We start from the raw sequence: 21,070 nt of genomic DNA, 5'->3' as shown, positions 1-21,070 counted from the left end.
CGAGCTCACCCGCGAAGAGCGGGCCAACGCTCCGGCGGACCTAGACCTACTCGACCTGCTACCCCAAGGCCACATCAACCTGGACCGCCTACCTGAAGACCAACAACGTCGGATCTACGACGCCTTCCACCTCGAACTGCGCTATAACGCCCACCGGCACGACGTGACAATCCGGGTCAGCATCACCGGCGAGACGGCACCCGTCCTTGCTGCCACCATCGAGACGATCATGAGCGAGCACCCACAAACGCAGAAAACGGGGTCCGAGGCAGACGCCTCAGACCCCGTTGAAGTTGTCGCGGATGCTCTGCGTGCCCCCGGCAGGATTCGAACCTGCGACACACGGTTTAGGAAACCGTTGCTCTATCCCCTGAGCTACGAGGGCGTCATGATCCAGGCTAGCTGGCGGCGGCTGTCAGCGTACCGCAGGGAGCCGCAGGGGTGGTCAGCGCTCGCATCGCCACCAGCGGATCACACACCGACCGCACGCGACCAGGCCTTCGCCGGCCGACCGTCACCGACGAGCATGACCGCTCAACGTTACCCACCGTTGATCACCGCGCCGGAGCACACAACGCGCACACGCACGAAGATCATCGATACCGAGACGGGCGGGTTCGGATCGCGGGCCGGAACGCCTGGCAACTCCGCGCCGGCCATCCATCGGTGGCGAGCCGAAGCAGGTTCAGGAGTCAGAGACCTGGATGGCGTTCAGCTCGCCGACGCGGGCGGTCCAGCGTCCGGCGTCGGCGCGACCCCGGCAGATCGCCCTCAAGCAACATGATGAGTTACTCATCAACGCGCAGCAGAGCACACGGTGGACACGATCAGGTCCACCACACTAACCATCGGTCAACCGAAGTGGACCCCATCCTTCGACCGCAAGCAGCGAGTGAGTTTGGGAGGGTCACAACAGCCTGGCGAACGACACGGTAGGGCAACTCGCCGCTGCCGCCGTTGTGTCCGCCCTGCGCCGGACCGCATATGGCCTGCGGGCAGGTGTGCGGGCCGGGCTGGTTCGAGCCGCGCCGGGTCCGCGCTGCCCATGCGGCAAGGGGTGGGCCGGACCTGCTGGACTTTCTCAGCGAGGAGCCGGGAAGACTGCCAGGTTCGTCGCTGTGCGCCTGGCGACCGCCGCACGATCAACCCCCGTGTGGTCCTACCGGTTTTGTCCGTTCCCGCAACACCTGGCGTGTGTTGCTCCAGGTGGTGAGCTCATTGGCGAATGATGTCGTTGTCGACGTCATGGTGGCTCCACCACGTCGGCCGGTGTTTGCGCAGCACCCCTCCGACGCGCGTCAACAAGAGCCAGTTGCCGTTCAGAACGAGCGCAGCATCCTCCGCCCGTTCAGTCAGCACCCGGGCCACGGCTGTCAACATGTTCGGGGTTCCCTTGTCGGTTAGATCATCTTTGCTCATGTGGAAGTCGATGTCGGCATAAATGTCCGGTTCCCATATCCACTGAGAGCCGTCGTCGTCTTCGGCGTCGTAGTAGCCGTGGCTGCCGGAGATGATGTCGACAACGTATCCGTACTCATCGGAGAGAGGCCCGGTGAGCATTCGCTTGCCGGACATAGTCGACGTTTCGGTGGCATCCGGGGCGACGAGTTCCGCTATCTGTTCCAGGGGGATGTCACCCGCCAAGGTCAATCGGTAGTCGATAGACATATGCGAATCCTTCTCTCAGTTGGGTTTGACGATCTGCACGACCGCACCGCTCCGAGTAACCGCCACCAGTTCCTTCAACCCGTCGACAGGCCAGTCGTCGAACTGCTTCTGCAGGGCGCGGAGGTCACCGCGCCAGTCCTCGAGATTCAGCGCCACGCGCTGCGTTTTCTGGCGGTTGCGTCCATGGGAGTGGTGTACGACATGCCTGGTAGCGGGCGTGTCGTGGAGTAGAAGACGGCCATCGTGAAGATCCTTTGAGACGGCTAAGTCAAGATCAAAGGAGAGCACCACGATGGCCGTACCCGAGCCTACCGACCCCGCTGGCTTCCTCCGTGAGCACCTCGCGTCCGGGTCGCCGGACCTGCTGCGTGACATGGTGAAGACGTTCGCGGAGGCGTTGATGTCCGCCGAGGCGGATGCGATCTGCGGCGCCCCGTACGGGCAGCGCAGCGTTGAGCGCGTCAACTCCCGCAACGGCTACCGGACCCGGGAGTGGGACACCCGCGCCGGCACCATGGAACTCGCGATCCCGAAGCTACGACAGGGCTCGTACTTCCCCGACTGGCTGCTGACCCACCGGCGGCGGGCCGAACAGGCCCTCGTCTCGGTCGTCGCCACCTCCTACCTGCTCGGCGTCTCGACCCGACGAGTGGAGAAGCTGGTCGAACAACTCGGCGTCAAGCAACTGTCGAAATCGCAGGTCTCGGAGATGGCCGCGCACCTGGACGCCCAGGTCGAGGCATTCCGGAATCGTCCCCTCGACGCCGCCCACTACACGTTCGTCTGGGCCGACGCCCTGACGGTCAAGGTCCGCGAAGCCGGCCGGACAGTGAACGTCCACGCCCTGGTCGCGGTCGGTGTCAACGCCGACGGCGGCCGGGAGGTCCTCGGCCTGGACATCGCATCCGACGAGGACGGCGCCGGCTGGCTGGCGTTCCTACGCTCGTTGACGGCTCGGGGCCTGTCCGGGGTCAAACTCGTCATCTCCGATGCCCACCGCGGCCTCGTCGCCGCGATCGGCGCCGCGCTACCCGGCGCCGGATGGCAACGCTGCCGCACCCACTACCTGCGCAACCTGCTGACCAAGGTCCCCAAGACAGCACAGCCGTGGGTGGCCACCCTGGTCCGCACCATCTTCGACCAGCCCGACGCGGCCTCGGTCCGGGACCAGTACACGAGGGTGGTCGAGACGATCGAGCAGCGGTTCCCCGCTGCCGCCGAGCACCTCGACACCGCCCGGGACGACCTCCTCGCCTTCACCGCCTACCCACGCCAGATCTGGCGGCAGATCTGGTCGAACAACCCCCAAGAGCGGCTGAACAAGGAGATCCGCCGCCGCACAGACGTTGTCGGGATCTTCCCCAACCGGGCCGCGATCATCCGCCTCGTCGGCGCCGTACTGGCCGAACAGACCGACGAGTGGACCGAGACCCGCCGCTACATGGGCTTGGAACTACTCAACCGCGCCCGCCTGGCCAGCATCGACGCCGACCAACCCGACGACGCCCACAACCAACCCATGCCCATCGCCGCTTAAGATCAACACCGGATCTTCCGACGGTCGTCTTCTACACCACGACCATGGACGTGACCCACATCCTCGGCAGATCAGGATGGCCGATCACCTCGCGACCCGCTTCCTCCATGGCCGTCTTTCGCGCTCAGCTTGGCCATCTGTCGCGCTCAGTCACAGGGATGATCAACGAGTACCACCGAGCACCCTCATCCGATCTCCAAAGCACCAGGTCACGGCCATCGAACGAGTTTTGGCGCGGCAGGGGCCGCGCTCACGCCCGTGGCGATCTTGTTCAACCCGGGGGTCGGCCCGGCCGGGTTCAAGCGGATGAGGATCTTGTTCAACTTGGTCGAGGATCCTGTAAACCGGTCACCGATCGCGTCGGCGCTCCACGCGCTTCAGTGATGCAGAGGCCGGTGCCTCCTGTTGGTTCCAGTGAGGTTGATCCGCTTCTCACTGAGCCTTTTCCAACCTGATCTGGCAGCACAGGGGCGGTGTGCGTAGCCCGGTGATCGATGAGGGCGAGGCTCCAGGTAAGACAGCAAATCTGTGACCCGATGCCCCGACCGGGAGCCTCGCCTGTGCTGTCTTACCCGTCCACGATCTCGTTGTCCAGCCGGACCTTGAACCACTTGGCCGACCGCATCCGTAGCCACCGCAACCAGCGCCGATCCAGGTGGCGGCGCCTCGACGCGGGACGGCAGGCACTGCTCGCCCTGGCTCACCTGCGTAACGGTGACACCTACACCCGCCTCGCTGCCGGGTTCGCCATGGGCGTGAGCACCGCATGGCGATACGTGCAGGAAGCGATAGCCCTTCTCGCGGCGGCCGCCGATGACCTGGCCACCGCCATGGACCGGATCCGCCGACTGGCGTACGCGATCCTGGACGGCACCCTGATCCCGATTGACCGGGTCGCCGACCAGAAGCCGTACTACTCCGGGAAACACAAGCACCACGGCATGAACGTGCAGGTCATCGCCGATGCCGCCGGCCGCCTCATCTGGGCTTCGCCGGCGCTACCCGGCTCAGTCCATGACCTGACCGCAGCCCGAACCCACGGCATCATCGACGCGCTGAGCAACGCGAACGCGATGACCTTCGCCGACAAGGGCTACCAGGGCGCCCACGGCAGCGTGCGCACCCCGTTCAAGCGACGCCGCTTCCGGCCAAAGCTGTCACGCAGGCAGAAGGCCGTGAACCGGGCTCACGCGAAGATCCGCGCCCGCGGCGAACGCGCGATCGCCACCCTCAAGACCTGGAAGATCTTGATCAAGCTGCGCTGCTGCCCACACCGAGCCACCGCTATCGTCCAAGCCATCCTCGTCCTGCACCACGTCGAAGCCAACCGCTACGCACGATGAAAATGGCTGACTGAGTTCGGCTGGGCCACCGGCGAGAACATCGAGGCGTCGGGCGACTACGACCTGTAGTGCCACCGTGGATGGTGGGCCGGGTCGACCCGGCCCACCATCCACGGTGGTCGCGCCGGCATCGACGGCGCTGTTGACATCCCCGAAACACTGACCATATTTTATGAAAACATCGGGTCTCTCGATGGTCAAAGTACCGGCCGCCGCATGTCCGGATCCGGAAGGCCCGTGAAAGGCCCGATGAATCTGGCAGGAAGGGAACGATCATGTTCGCATCATCCCGCCGTGACTTCCTCCGCCTCACCGGCGCGACCGGAGCCGGTCTCGCCCTGGCCGGGGCCAGCCCTGCGGCGCACGCCGCTTCGGCCCGGCCCGCCGAGCCCGCCCTGGTGTCCGAGGCCGACGCGACCGCGCTCTGGTGGCGCACGCCGGCTCGGGAGGACCAGATCATCCGGGAGGGCCTGCCGATCGGCAACGGCCGCCTCGGCGCGCTGGTCTCCGGGGATCCGATCGACGACGCCCTCTATCTCACCGACGGCTCGTTCTGGACCGGCGGACGCAACGACACGCTGACCAGTGACGGGCAGCTGCCGTACGACGCGAACGGGTTCGGCAGCTTCGGGGTGCTCGGGCAGGTGCGGGTCGCGCTGACCGGGCAGGAGGCGTACACGGACTATCGCCGCCGGCTGGACCTCAGCAACGGAGTGGTGTCGGCGAGCTACCAGGTCGGCGGGGCGCGCTACCGGCGGGAGGTCTACGCCAGCCACCCGGACGACGTGGTCGTGCTGCGGCTCACCCAGACCGGCGGGGGCCGCCACTCCGGCGCGGTGTCGCTCGTGGGCACGCACGGCGAGACCACGACCGCGAGCGGCGGCCAGGCCGGCTTCGCCGGCACGCTCGTCAACGGGCTGACGTACGGGGCGGCCGTCACCGTGGTCGGTACCGGGGGACGGGTCCGCGCCGACGGCGGCAAGGTCGCCTTCGACGGCTGCCGGGAAGTGCTGGTGGTCGTCTGCGCGGGCACGAACTACTCGCCCGATGCGGCGAAGGACTTCCGCGACCCGGCGATCGATCCGCTCGCGCTCGCTCGTACAAAAGTCGCCGCCGCCGCCCGGGTTTCCGGCGCACGGCTTCTCGCCACGCACGTAGCCGACTACCGCCGGCTGTATGACCGGATGACGATCGACCTCGGCACCTCGTCGGCGGTGCAGCGCGCGCTCGACTCCTGGTCGCGGATTGCCGTCCGGCACACCGACCCGACCACGGTGGACCCGGAACTCGAGGCGGCGTACGTGCAGTACGGCCGCTACCTGACGATCACCGGTTCGCGCGACGGGCTGCCGATGAACCTCCAAGGGCTGTGGATCCACAACAACACCCCGGACTGGTTCGCCGACTACCACACCGACATCAACGTGCAGATGAACTACTGGCTGGCCGACCCGGCAGGGCTCGGCGAGTGCGCGGATGCGCTGGCCGACTACTGCGTGTCCCAGCTGCCGGTGTGGACCGACGTGACCGGGCGGCTGTTCAACCACCCGAGCAACCGCTTCCGCAACAGCAGCGGGAAGGTGGCCGGCTGGGCGGTAGCGTTTTCCACCAACATCTACGGAGGCAGCGGCTGGGTCTGGCACCCGTCCGGCAACGCGTGGCTGTGCAACTCGCTGTGGCGGCACTACGAGTACAGCCAGGACCGGGCGTACCTGGAGAAGATCTATCCGGTGCTCAAGGGCGCCGCCGAGTTCTGGCAGGCGCGGCTGATCACGGCCACGGTCGACGGGCACGAGGTGCTGATCGATGACACGGCCTGGTCGCCGGAGCACGGACCGGACGCCAAGGGCACGACGTACGCCCAGGAACTGGCCTGGGACCTGTTCCAACAGACGCAGGTCGCGACCGCCGTGCTCGGCCGGGACGCGGAGTTCGCGGCCGTGCTCAAGGACCTGCAGTCCCGGCTCTACCTGCCGCGGGTCAGCCCCAAGACCGGTTGGCTCGAGGAGTGGATGAGCCCCGAAAATCTCGGTGAGACCACGCACCGGCACTTGTCGCCGCTGATCGGCTTCTACCCCGGCGACCGGATCGCCGCCGACACGAGTTCGGCTGAGCTGCTCGACGGCGTACGCAATCTGCTGCTGGCTCGGGGAATGGACAGTTACGGGTGGGCGTGCGCGTGGCGGTCGCTGTGCTGGTCGCGGCTCAAGGACGCGGAGCGGGCGTACCAGCTCTACCTCACGGTGCTGCGGCCGTCGATGAACAACGGCAACGGCACCGCGGCGAACCTCTTCGACATGTACAGCCAGGGCAGCTACACGATCTTCCAGATCGACGCCAACCTCGGCGGTGCCGCCGCAGCCCTGGAAATGCTGCTCTACTCCCGGCCCGGCGTGATCGAATTGCTGCCCGCGCTGCCCCTCGCCTGGGCCGCCCGCGGCTCGGTCACCGGCGTCGGCGCACGCGGCGGCTTCGAGGTCGACCTCACCTGGCGCGACGGGAAGGCGACCCGGGCAGTGATCCACAGCATTGGCGGCACCACGACCGAGGTCCGCGCGGGTACCTGGCGGCGCCGCATCACGCTACGGCCAGGCGAAACGGTGACGCTCACGCCGGGACGCTGACCACCCGAAGGACCGCGAGAAGGCGACGCCACCGATCGTCACGGAACCGACGGGGCGCCGACCCTCCGCTGGTTCGTTGTGGGCGGCAGCCAGCAAAGGCAGAACGGGTGACCAGCGGGATCGCCGTGGACCTGGACGCCCCGACCCGCAGCGCGATCGTCGGCCGCCTTCGACAAGCGCGGCCCCAGCGCGTTCGCCTGCTCGTGCGCGGCGTCGAAGTCATCGACGTAGAGGTCGAGATGGACTTGCTGTGGAAGTGCCGTCAGGCCAATCGGGCGGAACAAGGACTTCGCTGAACGAGCGCGCCGAGGACGATGCTGACTGGTAGACGAGGTTTCCGATGACCGCAGGGGTGACGACGACCGGGCCGACGGAGGTGGTCAGGATAGCCCTGCGGGTCTTGCTCGTGCTGATGCCGTTTGACCCCATGCTGCCAGTCGAGGCGGCGTGGTGTTGCCAGCGCGTATGCCGTTTTCGGTACGCCGACGATATGGTCCGGTTCGTAGGGTAAGGCATGCAGATACGACCAGCGCGCAGCGCCGACGCCGAAGCCATCTACGAGTTGCTCGACCAGTTGGGCTATCCCCAGGATGGTCAGGCGACGACGGTGGCCCGGATCCAGACCTGGGTCGACGATCCGGCAGCGCGGCCTACGTGGCTGACGCCCAGGGCGATCTCCACGGTGTCATCGCCGTCCATATCTGTCCGTTCTTCGAACGCGACGGTGCCTGGGGCCGAATCGTAGCCCTGGTCGTCTCCGACCGAGTACGCGGACGAGGTGTCGGCTCCCGAGTTGTTGCGGCCGCCGAATACTTCGCCGCCAGCCACGGATGCCTCCGGATGGAAGTCACCAGCGGAGACCGACGGCCAGACGCGCACAAGTTCTACCAGCGCCGGGGGTATGCCGACCAAGCAGGAAATCGTTCCGCTTCCTGCGGACCTACCCGCCTCCAACAACAAGCAAGATCTACTCCTGCCAGAAATTTGACTCAAGACATCACCACACAGGCGATCGCCTCGGGGATCATCTGCAGCCCGGCGGTAGGAGGTGGACGGGTCCGGGCTGGGGATATGCCGACGGTGCTGGTCACTGCTGCATCCTTGGATCGTGGGTAGGGTCGGCGTACATGGGCGGGCAGCCGTGATCGATGGCTTCGGGGCGCAGTTCGTAGTGCCAGGGTTCGTTGCTGTAGATCTGGCAGAGCCCGTACTCGGCGCCGTGCTTGGACAGCCACGCCGTGGCGTCGGAGTGTCCGATGTCGATCGCGTGCCCCGACACGTGAGGAGACGTGTCGGGGGTGGCGACCCATCGGGCGGCTTCCTTTTCTGAGCCGTACTTCGCGACCGCCCCATGGAGTAGGTGTTCTTGGTACTCCGGTGAGCGCCAGCCGCCGTTGACGTAGAACTGGACCCCGTCGTCTGCGGCATCAGTCGCAGCCTGGCGCAGGGCACCGAGCAGATCGGGGTCGAGGTTGGTCACGGCCGGAATTTCGTCATCGAAGACCGTCACGCCATCAGGGACGGCGCCGTGTGCCTCGCCGAGTGCATCGAGGCGGTCGGATGCGGCCGAGTGGGACGAGGACGCGAGCGATCTGGTGCGGCGGGCTGCTGCTCGTGCCGGTTCGCTGTAGGTCATGCCTGCAGTCAAGGCAGCCTGATGTTGTCAGCACGTACGTGGATTTTGATATGCCGACGATATGCTACGGCTCGTAGCATCGACTGTATGCGTGTGTTGGTCGTCGAGGATGAGCCCTATCTGGCAGAGGCAATCCGTGATGGGCTGCGCCTGGAAGCGATCGCGGCGGACATCGCCGGTGACGGTGACACCGCTCTGGAGTTGTTGAGCATCAACGCCTACGACATCGCCGTTCTCGACCGCGACATTCCCAGGCCCTCCGGTGACGAGATCGCCGAACGCATCGTCGCTTCCGGCAGCGGCATGCCGATTCTGATGCTTACCGCTGCCGACCGTCTCGATGACAAGGCCTCCGGGTTCGAGCTCGGCGCCGACGACTACCTCACGAAGCCGTTCGAGCTCCGAGAACTCGTGCTCAGGCTCAGAGCGCTCGACCGCAGGCGCCCGCACAACAGGCCGCCTGTGCGGGAGCTCGCAGGTCTGCGTCTGGATCCGTTCCGCCGAGAGGTCTACCGCGACGGTCGGTACGTCGCGCTGACCAGGAAGCAGTTCGCCGTACTCGAGGTCCTCGTCGCGGCCGAAGGCGGTGTCGTCAGCGCCGAAGAACTCTTAGAGCGAGCGTGGGACGAGAATGCCGACCCCTTCACCAATGCCGTGCGCATTACTGTCTCGGCATTGCGTAAACGTCTCGGCGAACCCGGGATCATCGCCACCGTGGCCGGCGTCGGCTACCGCATCGACACAGCATCCGGCGTCGAGCGTGACGGAGGGGACCGTGGATAGGGCGCCTGGTTTGAGCGTTCGACTCAAACTCACCCTCAGCTACGCGGGGTTCCTCATGCTTGCAGGGGCCTTGCTGCTCGCCGCGGTGTGGGTGTTCCTGCTGCGTTACGTACCCGAGGCGATCTACACCCGCGGCGGGATTCGAACCCTCAAGCTCGACCTGGTGCACGCCTTCTTCCCGAAGGCTGCCGCAGTGCTGGCCTTCCTGCTGATGTTCGGCCTTCTGGGAGGATGGATCCTCGCCGGCCGGATGCTCGCCCCCCTGACTCGCATCACAAATGCCACACGTCAGGCCGCCAACGGATCACTCTCCCACCGGATCCAGTTGGAAGGCCGCAAAGACGAGTTCCGCGAACTCGCCGACGCCTTCGATACCATGCTCGCGCGGCTCGAAGCACACGTCGCCGAGCAGCAGAGGTTCGCAGCCAACGCCTCGCATGAGCTGCGCACCCCGCTGGCGATCACGCAGACACTTCTCGACGTGGCCCGCAACGACCTGGACCGCGACACCGGCGAACTTGTCGACCGACTCCACTTCGTCAACACCCGAGCGATCCACCTCATTGAGGCATTGCTCCTACTCAGCCGCGCCGACCAGCGGTCCTTCACACGAGAACACGTCGACCTGTCTCTCGTAGCGGAAGAGGCCACTGAAACGCTTCTCCCGCTCGCAGAAAAACGCGGTCTCACCATCGAGACCTCCGGCGACTTCGCCCCCACCATCGGCTCCCATGCGCTCCTGCTGCAGGTGACCACGAACCTCGTGCACAACGCGATTGTCCACAACCTGCCTGAACACGGCACCGTGTGGGTCACGACCAGCGTTCACCCCAGGACCGTGGTGCTCACCGTCGAGAACACCGGCGAGAGGCTCTCCCCACAGCTGGTTTCCACGATTGTCGAGCCGTTTCAGCGTGGCACTGGACGGATACGCGACGGCCACCTAGGTGTCGGCCTCGGCCTGGCGATCGTCAAGAGCATCACCCTTGCCCACGACGGAACCCTCACCCTCACCCCCCGTCGTGATGGGGGGCTCTGCGTCACGGTGCGACTACCCGCAGCGCCACCGCACATCGGCAGATGACGATCAGCGGAATTGCCGCACGGGATAGTCAAGTCCTGTGGATCAGCGTGTCATGCGGGGTGAGTGTCACTGTGTGCTGATCGGTCGGGTCGTTGTATAAGCTGCTATCAGTACCTTCAGTGCCTTGCCGATCTCTTTTGCCGGCTCGGCTATCGGAAAATCAAAATAGGTGTCCGGATAAGGTTCGTCTTTCAGTGTGTAATGCCACCACTCGCAATTGTATGAGCTGAAGCCGCAGGCTTCCATGATGGAACAAAGAGTTTGACGGTTTCTCGCCTCGGCTTGCGTGATTCCTTCTGCTCCATGATGTGAGATTGAATCCATCAGATCGTGTCCACCGCCCATTGGAGCAAGCTCACCGGTAGCCAGGTAATAGAGCGTCAAGTCAACCGTACTGCCCCGGCTGTGGCCCGACTTGGTCGCCACATATCCTTTCTCGAACATCTCGACTCTGTCGATGTTCGGATAGTGCCGCGGCTTCGTCCGGCCATCCTCCGGCTGTCTTGACCACCGCAGGAAACAATCTACGGCCCGTTGCGGCCGGTAACCATCCCAAAGAAGCAAGCCGAGGCCGAGGGATTCGGCCTTTTCTCTCGCTTTTTCCAGGGCCGAGCACAAAGCCCTTGTGCCGACAATTCGATTTGCCAGGTAACCGTCCACCGGTTTGCCGGTAAAGTTATCCCACGTGGCGTACTTGGCATCCCAACGTATTCCGGGTACCAGCTCGTCCACATAGACAAAGTCATCCTTCATCGGACTTTTCCTGTCAATGTCAACGACACCACCCGGTCGATCACTTCGGCAAGCGGCAACCCTGCGGCTGCCATCATTCTCGGATAACGACTGTAGGAGGTCATGCCAGGCAAAGTGTTAACCTCGTTGAGGACTACCCTTCCATCTTCCTTGAGGAACATGTCCACCCGCGACAGTCCCCTGCATCCCAGGGCGCGGTATACGGCCATGGCTGTCTCTTGAACGAGTGAGCGTGACTCTGCCGAAATATCCGCAGGAACGATTGCCGTTGAGTTTTCGGAACCGCCTTCAGGCTCACTTTCCTGATGGATTCTGAAGAAGCCATGAGACAGAGCAATTCGATCTACCTCGCCTGCGATCAAATCCAGATCGTTCCCCAATACCGCACATCCGACCTCGCTGCCGACGACAGCCTCCTCGATCAACACCTTCGAGTCGTACTGTCTTGCGGCTTCCACCGCACTCAGTAATTCTTCCTTTCGAGACACCTTGCTGACGCCGAAAGATGAACCCGAACGGGCCGGCTTCACAAAGACGGGATAGGTTAGCCGGTCGGGGTCGGCATTCTCGTTCGCCGTGACAGTCCAAAAATCCGGTGTAGCAATTCCCGCACTTCTGGCGACGATGTAGGCGAGGGATTTGTCCATACACAGAGCAGAACTTTGGACATCGCAGCCGGCGTAGGGGATGCCGGAGAGTTCCAACAAACCCTGCATCGCACCGTCCTCGCCGAGTTTGCCGTGCAGAACGGGCAGCACCAGGTCCAGACTGATCGTCTCGTATTGCCCGTGCCCCAGAACAAGCAACCCGTGTACGCTTCTGTCCGGTGACAGCACGGCCGGACGGCAACTGCCGTTTTCCCAATCTGCGTCAGGGTCGTCACAAAGCTTCCAGGCACCGCTCTTCGTAATCCCAATGTAGAACGGTTCGTACTTTTCGGTGTCGAGGTTCCTTGCGACCTCCCGCGCGGATTTGACGGAGATGGGGTGCTCCTCGGAACAGCCCCCGAATATGATCCCGATTTTCAACCTATCCATGCTGATTCCCGCTCTCGAATTTCAGGCAATTTATGATGGAGTTTTCAACAGTGTCGCTCAGGGCGTGCTCTGTGTAGTAGGCGGTGTGCGGGGTAATAAGTACGTTCGACAGCTCTTGCAGTCGCAACAACGATTTGCTCTCAATGGCCTTGTTTCTGCAGTCGGCGTAGAAAATTCCTTCCTCCCCTTCGAGGACATCCAACGCCGCACCGCCCAATCCGCCGCTCTCCAGCGCCGAAATAAGAGCCTCGGTGTCAACAAGTGACCCGCGTCCAGTATTGATAATGAAGGCGCCGTGCTTCAGATGCGCGAGACGTTGACGATTAAGGAGATGATGTGTGTCCGCGTTGAGCGGTGTATGGAGCGTTACGATGTCGCTCCGCTGCAGCAATTCATCGAGGGGAAGGTAATCGGCAGAGGTCTTGGGGTGGCTGTCATAGGCAAATATTCGGCTGCCAAAGCCCCGCAGCCTGTCCATGACCGCTGCGCCAATGCGCCCGGTTCCAATCACCCCGATGGTGAGGTCGCGGAGCTCTTTCCCGCGTACATCATTGAGCCTGTAATCATGGATGTCTGCGCGGCGGATGATGGATTTTGCATTCCGCACCGCCATCAGGATCAGCATCAGTGTGTAGTCAGCCACGCTGTCGGGCGAATAGGCGACATTTCCAACGGAGATGCCGACGCTCTCCGCATATCTTGCATCGATATGATCGTATCCAATGCTCCTGGTGGAGATATACGCTACGCCGACACGCCTAAGTGCCAGAATAGTGGCGTTTGTGATCTGCGTTTTATGGCCGACGCTGATGCATCGGTTTCCGAATGCCAGTTCGATATTGGCTTCGGATACGGCCGCCTCCGTGAGGGTCGGCATTATGCCAAAGCGAGGTGCCATCTCTCGGAACAAAACTGCCTCGTCCTGCCCGCATCCATAAATCGTGATTCCCACTGTTGGGACGGTCGAGGAGGACGAGGGCGCCGGCGATCGGGTGCGGCGGGCCGCTGCTCGCGCTGGTTCGCTGTAGGTCACGCCTCCAGTCAAGGCGGCGCGGCGTTGCGAACACGTATGCGCTTTCCGATATGCCGACGATATGCTACCGGCGGGTAATATACCGGGGCATGCCCATGTCGGCCGTCGAAACGAACCCTCGATTCACAGACCCGCACCCTTGGCACCCGGAACATCGGCCGAACGGCGTCTGGCGGGTGAGACGGCCAAACGATCAGCGCGAGCTGGGACGAGGTCACACCGGGTCAGCGCCGCAGGTCAGGCTCGTCCTTCGATCCGTGACAGGCGGTGCCGATGATGTCGACCAGCCCGGTACGTACCGGCGCGAACTGCTGATCAGGCTGCACGAGCCGGAGCCGGTGCGATCGGCCGAGACCAAATTGCTACGGCGTGCCCTGTCGCCGCTGGACGAGGGCGGCGTGCAGCCGGTCGTAGCTCGGGGCCAGTCCGCGGAGTGCGGCTGCCGACGCGCGTCGGTCCACGCCTCCACCGCGTCGTACACCCGCAGGATCAGCGGAAAGTCCTCGCAGCCCGCCGGCACCGGCAGGTACGCCTCGGTGTGCGCGGGCACCACGCGGATGTGCAGGTCGTCGACCGGTTCGATGCTTCCGTCGTACTGGACCGCCACCTCGACGAGCCCTTCGCTGTCCGGGGTGACGAGGTCCTGGAAGGAGACCAGGGTCGCGCCGCCGTTGCCCGATCCCGAGGCCCGCAGGTGCGCGCGGATGCCGTGCCCGGCCGTCCGGATCAGATCGTCCAGCGCGGTGATGTCGACGTGGCGGCTCCGGCAGAGGACCTTCGTCGCCGGTACGTTCCGCAGCGCGACGGCGTCGACGAGTACGTCGTCCTCGCCGTACCACTGCATCGCCTCCACCGTTGCCGTCCGTTCGTCGAGCAGCGTGCGCTGGGTGCGCAACCGCCCGCGCAGCTCGATCGCCCGAGCCTCCGGAGTGAGGCCGGCGAGCTGGCCGATCCGGGCCAGTGGCAGCCCGGGCCGGCACAACCGGGCGATCAGCCGGGCCCGAGGCAACTGGTCCGGGCTGTAGTAGCGGTAGCCGGTGGCCGGGTCGACGCTCGCTGGCCGGAGCAGATCCTGTTCGGCGTAGCGGCGCAGGGCCTTCGGCGACAACCGCCCGGCCGCGCCGAACTCGCCGGCCCGTAGGTACTTCCGCTGCACGCCCTGAAGTCTCTGGGGCGAGGTCAAGCCGCAGTCTCCGGTCTGCTCGCGAGCGAAGCGGATCCGGCCGAGTGTCGCCACGGCCCGGACCGCGCGCCGGTAGGTCGACGGCACCCGTATACCGTTGCCGCTGAGCGACGGACGATCTGACGTGATCCCGGGGGCCGGGATTCCGGAAAAGGCCGGTCCGGACGCACACCCTCCGGCGGGAGGGATCCGACCGGCGGGACGGATTCGGGACGGTCCGGCGGGACGGATCCGGCCGGTGGACGGATCCGGGATGCGGTAGGGATCCGGGATGGTTCGGCGGGAGGGGTCCGGGATGCGGCTGTCCGTGGGGTGCGCGATGTGGACGCACAAGTCCTGGCAGGGGCGGTTCCTGGCGCATCCGCTGCCGGCCTCCGAGCGGCTGCGCTCCTACGCGAGCTGGTGCGACGCGGTGGAGGGGAACACCACCTTCTACGCGACTCCGACCCGGGAGACCGTGGCGTCCTGGGCGCAGCAGACCGACCCGGGCTTCCGCTTCGTGATCAAGATACCCAAGCTCATCACGCACGAACACCGGCTCACCGACGTCGACGAGCCGCTCCGGATCTTCCTGGACGCGATCGAGCCGCTCGGCCCCCGGGCGCACACCCTCTGGATCCAGTTGCCGGGGTCGTTCGCCCCCGACGACGTCGCCGTGCTCGCCCGCTTCCTGCGCCGGCTGCCCGCCTCCCACCGGTATGCCGTCGAGGTCCGCGACCCCGCGTTCTTCGCCGACCCGCGCGCGACGCGGCTGCTGGAAGGGGTACTCGCCGACGCGGCCGCCGAGTGGATTCCGTTTGACACCACCGCGTTCTTCCAGGCTCCGCCGAGCAGTGACGCGGAACGGGACGCCTGGACCAAGAAGCCCCGGATGCCGCTCCGGACGGTCGCGCTGACCGACCGGCCGATCGTCCGGTACCTCGGTCGCGACGATCCCGCCCGGACCGTCGAGGGCTGGCGGCACTGGGTCGACGTCACCGTCGGCTGGCTGCGCGAGGGCCGCTCGCCGACGGTCTTCGTGCACACTCCGGACAACGCCGACGCGCCGATGCTCGCCCGCCGCTTCCACGACGAGGTCCGGGCCCGGGTACCCGGACTCGATGCGCTGCCGGAGCCGATCCCGGCCGAGCCGCTGACCCTCTTCTGATCCGCGCGACGCGGCGCGGGAGCCGCAGGGGTCAACCGGTTCCCCGCCGGCCTCACCGCCGGACGGCTGCTCAGGCACGGGCAGTGGGCGCTGATGCGCGACCCCATCCCGCTGCCCGACGGCAGCGGCGAGCCGGCCGGCGGGCGTGACCCTGCCGGTCGACGGCGCGGAGACCTGTGAACGAGTCCGTACGCTGTCGTCCCCGTCCGGGCCTGGCCTATCCGCCGGTGTGGTACGCGGCGATCTCGGTCAGCGTCGGGGTGTACTGCTCCGTCGCGATCTGCCCGGTGAGCGCCACCCGGAGCCGGGAGGTCGTGACGCTGCCGAAGCCGGTCACGGCCAGGTCGTGCCCGATACCGTCGGTACGGCTGGCGAATGTCACCCAGCCGCCGGTCCCGACGTCCCAGCGTTGGAGTTCGAACGTCTGGACCCTCGGATTGGTGCCGGAGTCGGTGTACTCGTCCAGGTACACCTCGTCAAAGGTGGTGTCCGCGCCGAAGTCGATGTCGAGCGTGATCGGGTACGTGGCATCGTCGGCTGCCGCCCAGCGGGTTGCCGGGTCCCCGTCGGTCAGGTTCACCGCACCCAGCGTGCCGTTCGCGCCGGGGTGGGTGGAGCTCGCGGTGGCCGGCCTGTCGAGGGCGAGGTTGGTCCGGTCGTCGCCCGGCTCGTCCTCGATCGGGTTGTCGTCGACCGGGTTGGTGACCTTCCTACCGATCCGGTTCTCCGCGATTCCGATCTCCGGCGCGTCGCCGTAGTAGATGTGCGTGCCGAGGAAGTCCTCGGTACCCAGGTGCGGGTTGTACCGACCGGCGTCGATGAGCGGCGAGTCCTTGCGGAGCGCGAAGTGTGCCGCGGCCGCCCGGATCCGACCCACGCCCACCCCGGTGACGTACTCCGCCGGGTCACCCACGAACCTCGGATCGACCCGTGGCCCGGCCGGGTCGGCCGGCTCCTGGCCGGAGTGGGTGCCGCTCGCCTCGTAGTAGGCGTTGTTCGAGAAGACCGCGTGGCGTAGCGCGCCGGTCCGGCGGTACCACGGCGTCGACTCCGTCGTCGAGGTGTTGTAGAAGATGTTGTTCAGGAAGTAGACGGTGCTCAGGAACGTCTCGTCGTGGACGTAGTCGAGGTCCGCGCCGTCGTACACGAAGGTGTTGTTCGTGAAGTAGGTCGGCGAGTAGTTCGTCGACAGCATGTTCTTCACGAGTACGCCATTGTCGTTGACGCTCAGGTTGTAGCGGGCGACCGAGTTGGAACTGTTGCCCATGTACGCCATCCAGCCCGCCGCGTTGTCATGCGAGTAGTTGAACTGGTAAGTGACGTTGAAGTTCGTGTACTCCAGGTCCCAGGGGGTGCCGTCGAACTCGTTGTTCGGGCCGCCGTAGACCTCGTTGAACTGCATGACCGAGTCGGCGCCGGCCCACAGGTAGAGCCCGCAGGAAACCGCGTCGTAGCGCTGGAGGTATCCGTTGACCTCGTTGTACTCGACCGTCATGGCCTTGGTGTTGGCGAGCTGGATCGCGCCCTGGCCGACGCTCTCGGCGTAGTTGTGTCCGATGTAGACGTCCCGACTGTACAGGTCGCGGGTACGCACCCAGAGCTGCTCCCAGCCCTCGTGGAACTTCCCGCTCTCGTCGTACTGGCCGGCGTCGGCACCGTCGGCGTTGAACCAGTTGAACGCGAACTGTACGGCGTGCAGTTCGACGTTGGAAAAGGTGTTGTCCTCGATCCGTACGCCCTTGAAGTAGTAGCCGCCGGTGCCGTACTCCCGGTAACCGCGGTCGCCGAAGACCTGGAAGTTGACGCCGCCGTAGTGGATCCTCTGCCAGGTGCTCGGGCCGTCGAGGTGGTGGACGTACACGTCGGAAATGCGGAAGTGGTCCATGATGCTGTCCGCGCCGGTTGGCAGGAGGTCGGCGTTGATCGAGACCATGATGCCGTCGCGGACGTACGACCCGGTGGTGATGTCGGTCGCGAAGTCGTCGTCGTTGGACAGCTCGACGTTGTTGATTTCGAAGTACTGCTGGTTGCGCAGCACGATGGCACCGGTCAGTCCGACCGTCGCCGGGTTCTTCGTGCCGTCGGCCCGGAACGGGCTCGGCACGTTGCCGTTCGTCGCGATGTACGGCCGGCCGGCACGTCGGTCGCCGTACGCCGAGATCGTGATCGGCCGGCCCGCGCTGCCCGAGCCCTTCGGCCACAGTTGCTCGTCATGCCACTGCTCGCCGGCCTTGAGCAGGATGCGGTCGCCGGGCCGGAACGTCGTCGCGTTCGCCTTGGCCAGGCTGCGCCAGGCGGTCTTCGGCGACGTTCCGGCTGCGTCGTCGCGACCGTGGGTGGCGTCGACGAAGTAGTCCGTGCCGCCGGTCCGGTTCGGCGTGTTTCCCGGCCAGTTCGGTGTGGCGGGGGTGCGGTCCGGGGCCGCGGCGGCGGGCCCGGCAGGAACGAGCGATCCGGTGAGCAGCGCCGCGAGCAGGACGGTGAGGCCGCGACGGAGCGTCCGCGCGGCGGGCCGCTGGCAGGTCGACGCCACCGCGTCGGCCGGGGGTGGTGCGGTACCGTCAGGTTTCATTGCTTCACATCCTCTGGGTTGATGGAGCCGATCGCCGCGGTGTCGACCTCGATGTCGCTGTCGTCGACCTGCCGCTGGAGGAACTGGTCGAACTTCTGCTCGACGAGGGACTGCCGGATCCGCCGGGAGTACTCGGCGAACGCCCCGGCCTCGTCGACGGTCCTGCCGTCGAGCTCGTAGTAGGTGACCTGGCCCGGCGCCGGAACCGGGGCGGAGATCTGGCCCGGTGCGAGCTTGCCGAGCACCGCCACGAGGTCCTGGTCGTGGGCGTTCGGTCCGGTCGGGGCGGCACCGCCGAAGGTGGCGGTCGTCAGCCTGGCACCGGGCTCCCGCCTCGCGACTTCCGCCAGCCGGTCCGCGGCGTCCACCCGCCGCTGGAGGCCGGCCGCGTAGTCCGGCGCGGCGCCGTCGGGTACCGGCACGACGAGCTTCGAGTACGTGTACGTGGTCGCGTTGGCGCTCCAGGCGTCCCGGTCGGCGTCGAACGCGCGCCGCACGTCGGCGTCGGTGACCCGGAGCGGGTCGCCCGGAGCCGCGCTGAGTCGTTTCGTCAGGCTCGTCCTGAGTTCGGTGAGCCGGTGCGAGTAGTACTCCTCGGCCGAGAACTCCGCGACGCCGTAGACCGTCTCGCCGGCGGTGACGGCCTTGGCACGCCGTTCGTTCTCGTCGGCCAGCTCGGCGAGGAAGTCCGCATGGTCGACGGAGTCGACCAGGCCCTGCTCCTTCGCCAGGATGAGCGTGGTCTTGTCTCGCCAGATCTCGTCGAGTGCCCGGGTCGCGAGCTGCTGGAGCGCCGTTCTGTCGCCGGCCTTCGCGGTCCAGTCGATCGCGCCCCGCAGGTGGTACTCGTTGCGTAGCTCGTTCTGCACCGTCGGCGCGAGCCGCCGCATGTGGAAGAGCAGCTCGTCGCGGGTCACGGTGTGCCCGTCGATCGCGGCGACCCCGTCGGTGCGGTGGGCGAGCGCCACACCGGTGACCACCAGCGCGGCGACGACGCCCCAGATGCCGACGAACAGGACGACGGCCCGGCGCGACGGCCTGCTCGCGGTGCCCTTCACGAGTCCGCCCCGATCACGGCGGCGTGGGCGACGACGGGTGTGTCCCGGGTTTGGGGTATCTCGACCACGACGGTGTCGACCTCGGCCGGCGGGAACGTCAGGATGCGCTGGTAGCCCACCGCGTTCGCCTCGGCGAGTGTGGTCCACCGGCCATGCCGGCGGCCCCGGACGACGACATGCTCGATGCGCTGCCCCTGCGTGATGTCCTCGCCCACCACGACCGCCTCGACCGGGCGGAGCCCGCCGAACGCGAGTGTCACCCGGGGCAGGGGATCCCGATCGTCCGGTCGCCACGGCGTACGCCCCCGGCCGGGCCACGCCGTCGCGACGTCGCCCGGGGTCCCGGACGACACCGTCGCGGTCGTCTCGACGCGCCGCGCCCGGAAGTTCTCGATGCGCCGCCCGAGCCGCGCCAGCACCGCCACGTCGGTGTCCCGGATCCGCCCGTCCCGGGCCGGCGGGACGTTGAGCAGGAAGCAGGAGTTGCCGCCGACGGCGCGCAGGTAGATGGTGAACAGCTCGTCCACGGAGCGGACCGCCGCGTCCTCGGCCGGGTGGTGGAACCAGCCGGGACGGATCGAGGTGTTCACCTCGGCCGGGTACCAGACCAGATCGTCGGAGTGCCCCGCCAGGGCGGCGCGGCTGCCGAGGTCGCGGTCGTCGCTGCGGACGAGCTGGGCGAAGGTGCCGTCGTCCGCCTGCTGCGAGCGGTCCGCGATCCGTTCGGCGTCCCGCAGCGCCCGCGGTACGACGCTCCACTCGTCGGGTCGGGTGTCTCCGGCCTCGTTACCGCACCAGCGGACGTCGGGGCCGCACACGGTGATGACCGCGTCCGGCTGCAGTTCCCGGACCACCGCGTAGTACCGCTCCCAGTCGTACACCTGGCGCTTGCCGTTCGGGCCCTCGCCGTTCGCGCCGTCCAGCCACACCGAGAACACCGGCCCGTACCGGGTGAGCAGCTCGGTGAGCTGGGCGACGTAGAAGTCGTCGTACGCGGTGCCGGAGCCGTAGGACGCCTCGGTGCGGTCCCAGGGCGACAGGTAGATCCCGAACCGCAGGCCGTGCCGGCGGGCCGCGTCGGCGACCTCCGCGACCACGTCGCCCCGGCCGTCGCGCCAGGGTGACGAGGCGACCGTGTACGTCGTGACGTCGCTCGGCCACAGGCAGAAGCCGTCGTGGTGCTTGCAGGTGAGGATCACGCCGGTCATCCCGGCGCTCTTGAGCGCCGTGACCCACTGGTCGGCGTCGAGCCCGGCCGGGTCGAAGGCGGCCGGGTCGTCGTGCCCCTCGCCCCACTCCCGGTTCGTCATCGTGTTCATGCCGAAGTGGATGAACCCGTAGAACTCCATCGCCTGCCACCCGAGCTGGCGCTCGCTCGGCCGGATCGCGGCCAACTCCGGCCCGGACGGCGGGGCCGCGGTCACCGGAACCGCCGGTTGTACGAGCCGAGCACGGCCAGCAGCCCGGCCAACGCCAGGAGCATGATCGCGAGACTGCCCCAGCCGACCGTCGGCCGTGCGGTGACGACGACCGCGACGCAGACGACCACGACGAGCGTCCGGGCGACGACGAGCAGCGTGCCGCGCGTCGATTCCTTCATCACGTTTCCTTC

At 66.4% G+C, this 21,070-nt stretch carries 19 protein-coding genes and 1 tRNA gene; 7 read left to right on the top strand and 13 right to left on the bottom strand.

The window, feature by feature from the left end; all coding sequences use genetic code 11:
- Nucleotides 1–312: 312 nt before the first annotated feature.
- The 3 genes from R6Y94_RS13210 to R6Y94_RS13200 form a co-directional block, all read right to left on the bottom strand.
- Nucleotides 313–385 (bottom strand) — tRNA-Arg (locus tag R6Y94_RS13210).
- 830 nt (nt 386–1,215) lie between these two features.
- Complete coding sequence (locus R6Y94_RS13205; RefSeq protein ID WP_318396085.1) at nt 1,216–1,668, bottom strand: SitI3 family protein; 453 nt, start codon at nt 1,666–1,668, stop codon at nt 1,216–1,218.
- Nucleotides 1,669–1,683: 15 nt separating this feature from the next.
- The gene (locus R6Y94_RS13200) at nt 1,684–1,824 is read right to left on the bottom strand and encodes a hypothetical protein (RefSeq protein ID WP_318396113.1); all 141 of its coding nucleotides are present in this window, start codon (nt 1,822–1,824) and stop codon (nt 1,684–1,686) included.
- A 136-nt stretch (nt 1,825–1,960) separates the two neighbouring features.
- Between R6Y94_RS13200 and R6Y94_RS13195 the strand changes: the two genes are divergently transcribed.
- The 3 genes from R6Y94_RS13195 to R6Y94_RS13185 all read left to right on the top strand — a co-directional run bounded on the left by R6Y94_RS13195 (nt 1,961) and on the right by R6Y94_RS13185 (nt 7,172).
- Nucleotides 1,961–3,205 carry an IS256 family transposase gene (locus R6Y94_RS13195; protein ID WP_318396084.1) on the top strand — a complete coding sequence of 415 codons (1,245 nt, stop codon included), beginning with the start codon at nt 1,961–1,963 and terminating at the stop codon, nt 3,203–3,205.
- Between the two features lie 560 nt (nt 3,206–3,765).
- Nucleotides 3,766–4,548, top strand: a complete 783-nt coding sequence (locus R6Y94_RS13190) for a transposase family protein (RefSeq protein ID WP_318396083.1) — start codon at nt 3,766–3,768, stop codon at nt 4,546–4,548.
- A gap of 275 nt (nt 4,549–4,823) precedes the next feature.
- The gene (locus R6Y94_RS13185; protein ID WP_318396082.1) at nt 4,824–7,172 is read left to right on the top strand and encodes a glycosyl hydrolase family 95 catalytic domain-containing protein; all 2,349 of its coding nucleotides are present in this window, start codon (nt 4,824–4,826) and stop codon (nt 7,170–7,172) included.
- A 38-nt stretch (nt 7,173–7,210) separates the two neighbouring features.
- Here R6Y94_RS13185 and R6Y94_RS13180 read toward each other — a convergent pair whose 3' ends face one another.
- A complete protein-coding gene (locus tag R6Y94_RS13180) occupies nt 7,211–7,456 on the bottom strand; it encodes a VOC family protein (protein WP_318396081.1) in 246 nt (81 codons plus the stop codon).
- A gap of 181 nt (nt 7,457–7,637) precedes the next feature.
- On the opposite strand from R6Y94_RS13180, the gene R6Y94_RS45115 reads away from it, so the two are divergent.
- A complete protein-coding gene (locus tag R6Y94_RS45115; RefSeq protein WP_412102751.1) occupies nt 7,638–8,288 on the top strand; it encodes a GNAT family N-acetyltransferase in 651 nt (216 codons plus the stop codon).
- Here the strand turns inward: R6Y94_RS45115 and R6Y94_RS13170 are convergent.
- The gene (locus tag R6Y94_RS13170) at nt 8,260–8,808 is read right to left on the bottom strand and encodes a M15 family metallopeptidase (protein ID WP_318396079.1); all 549 of its coding nucleotides are present in this window, start codon (nt 8,806–8,808) and stop codon (nt 8,260–8,262) included. The genes R6Y94_RS45115 and R6Y94_RS13170 overlap by 29 nt on opposite strands.
- Nucleotides 8,809–8,895: 87 nt before the next feature.
- Here R6Y94_RS13170 and R6Y94_RS13165 point away from each other — a divergent pair, with 87 nt between their 5' ends.
- A complete protein-coding gene (locus tag R6Y94_RS13165) occupies nt 8,896–9,591 on the top strand; it encodes a response regulator transcription factor (protein ID WP_318396078.1) in 696 nt (231 codons plus the stop codon).
- Nucleotides 9,592–9,601: 10 nt separating this feature from the next.
- Nucleotides 9,602–10,675 (top strand): HAMP domain-containing sensor histidine kinase, encoded by a 1,074-nt coding sequence (locus R6Y94_RS13160; protein WP_318396077.1) that lies wholly within the window; start codon nt 9,602–9,604, stop codon nt 10,673–10,675.
- A gap of 66 nt (nt 10,676–10,741) precedes the next feature.
- Here R6Y94_RS13160 and vanX read toward each other — a convergent pair whose 3' ends face one another.
- The 4 genes from vanX to R6Y94_RS13140 form a co-directional block, all read right to left on the bottom strand.
- Nucleotides 10,742–11,428 (bottom strand): D-Ala-D-Ala dipeptidase VanX, encoded by a 687-nt coding sequence (vanX, locus tag R6Y94_RS13155; RefSeq protein ID WP_412102750.1) that lies wholly within the window; start codon nt 11,426–11,428, stop codon nt 10,742–10,744.
- Nucleotides 11,425–12,465: a D-alanine--(R)-lactate ligase VanA-Sc gene (gene vanA-Sc, locus R6Y94_RS13150; protein WP_318396076.1), complete on the bottom strand. Its 1,041-nt coding sequence runs from the start codon at nt 12,463–12,465 to the stop codon at nt 11,425–11,427. Before vanA-Sc ends, vanX begins: the two co-directional genes overlap by 4 nt.
- On the bottom strand, nt 12,458–13,417 hold the full coding sequence (gene vanH / locus R6Y94_RS13145; RefSeq protein WP_318396075.1) for a D-lactate dehydrogenase VanH: 960 nt from the start codon (nt 13,415–13,417) through the stop codon (nt 12,458–12,460). The genes vanA-Sc and vanH overlap by 8 nt, the downstream gene beginning before the upstream one ends.
- A 295-nt stretch (nt 13,418–13,712) precedes the next feature.
- Nucleotides 13,713–14,654 carry a MerR family transcriptional regulator gene (locus tag R6Y94_RS13140; RefSeq protein ID WP_318396074.1) on the bottom strand — a complete coding sequence of 314 codons (942 nt, stop codon included), beginning with the start codon at nt 14,652–14,654 and terminating at the stop codon, nt 13,713–13,715.
- Nucleotides 14,655–15,000: 346 nt separating this feature from the next.
- Here R6Y94_RS13140 and R6Y94_RS13135 point away from each other — a divergent pair, with 346 nt between their 5' ends.
- Nucleotides 15,001–15,828, top strand: coding sequence for a DUF72 domain-containing protein (locus R6Y94_RS13135; RefSeq protein ID WP_318396111.1), 828 nt, complete (start codon nt 15,001–15,003; stop codon nt 15,826–15,828).
- Between the two features lie 217 nt (nt 15,829–16,045).
- Here the strand turns inward: R6Y94_RS13135 and R6Y94_RS13130 are convergent, their stop codons facing one another.
- The 4 genes from R6Y94_RS13130 to R6Y94_RS13115 are packed head-to-tail and all read right to left on the bottom strand — an operon-like array spanning nt 16,046 to nt 21,058.
- Nucleotides 16,046–18,400 (bottom strand): discoidin domain-containing protein, encoded by a 2,355-nt coding sequence (locus R6Y94_RS13130; RefSeq protein WP_318396073.1) that lies wholly within the window; start codon nt 18,398–18,400, stop codon nt 16,046–16,048.
- The gene (locus R6Y94_RS13125; protein WP_318396072.1) at nt 18,397–19,458 is read right to left on the bottom strand and encodes a hypothetical protein; all 1,062 of its coding nucleotides are present in this window, start codon (nt 19,456–19,458) and stop codon (nt 18,397–18,399) included. The genes R6Y94_RS13130 and R6Y94_RS13125 overlap by 4 nt, the downstream gene beginning before the upstream one ends.
- Nucleotides 19,455–20,882 (bottom strand): alpha-L-fucosidase, encoded by a 1,428-nt coding sequence (locus tag R6Y94_RS13120; protein WP_318396071.1) that lies wholly within the window; start codon nt 20,880–20,882, stop codon nt 19,455–19,457. The genes R6Y94_RS13125 and R6Y94_RS13120 overlap by 4 nt, the downstream gene beginning before the upstream one ends.
- Nucleotides 20,879–21,058 (bottom strand): DUF6903 family protein, encoded by a 180-nt coding sequence (locus tag R6Y94_RS13115; RefSeq protein WP_318396070.1) that lies wholly within the window; start codon nt 21,056–21,058, stop codon nt 20,879–20,881. Before R6Y94_RS13115 ends, R6Y94_RS13120 begins: the two co-directional genes overlap by 4 nt.
- Nucleotides 21,059–21,070: the final 12 nt, after the last annotated feature.

The sequence above is a fragment of the Plantactinospora sp. KLBMP9567 genome (assembly GCF_033446045.1).
Classification (GTDB): Bacteria; Actinomycetota; Actinomycetes; order Mycobacteriales; family Micromonosporaceae; genus Plantactinospora.
Note: the sequence above shows the minus strand (reverse complement) of the source record. Positions and strands in the feature narration are given on the sequence as shown.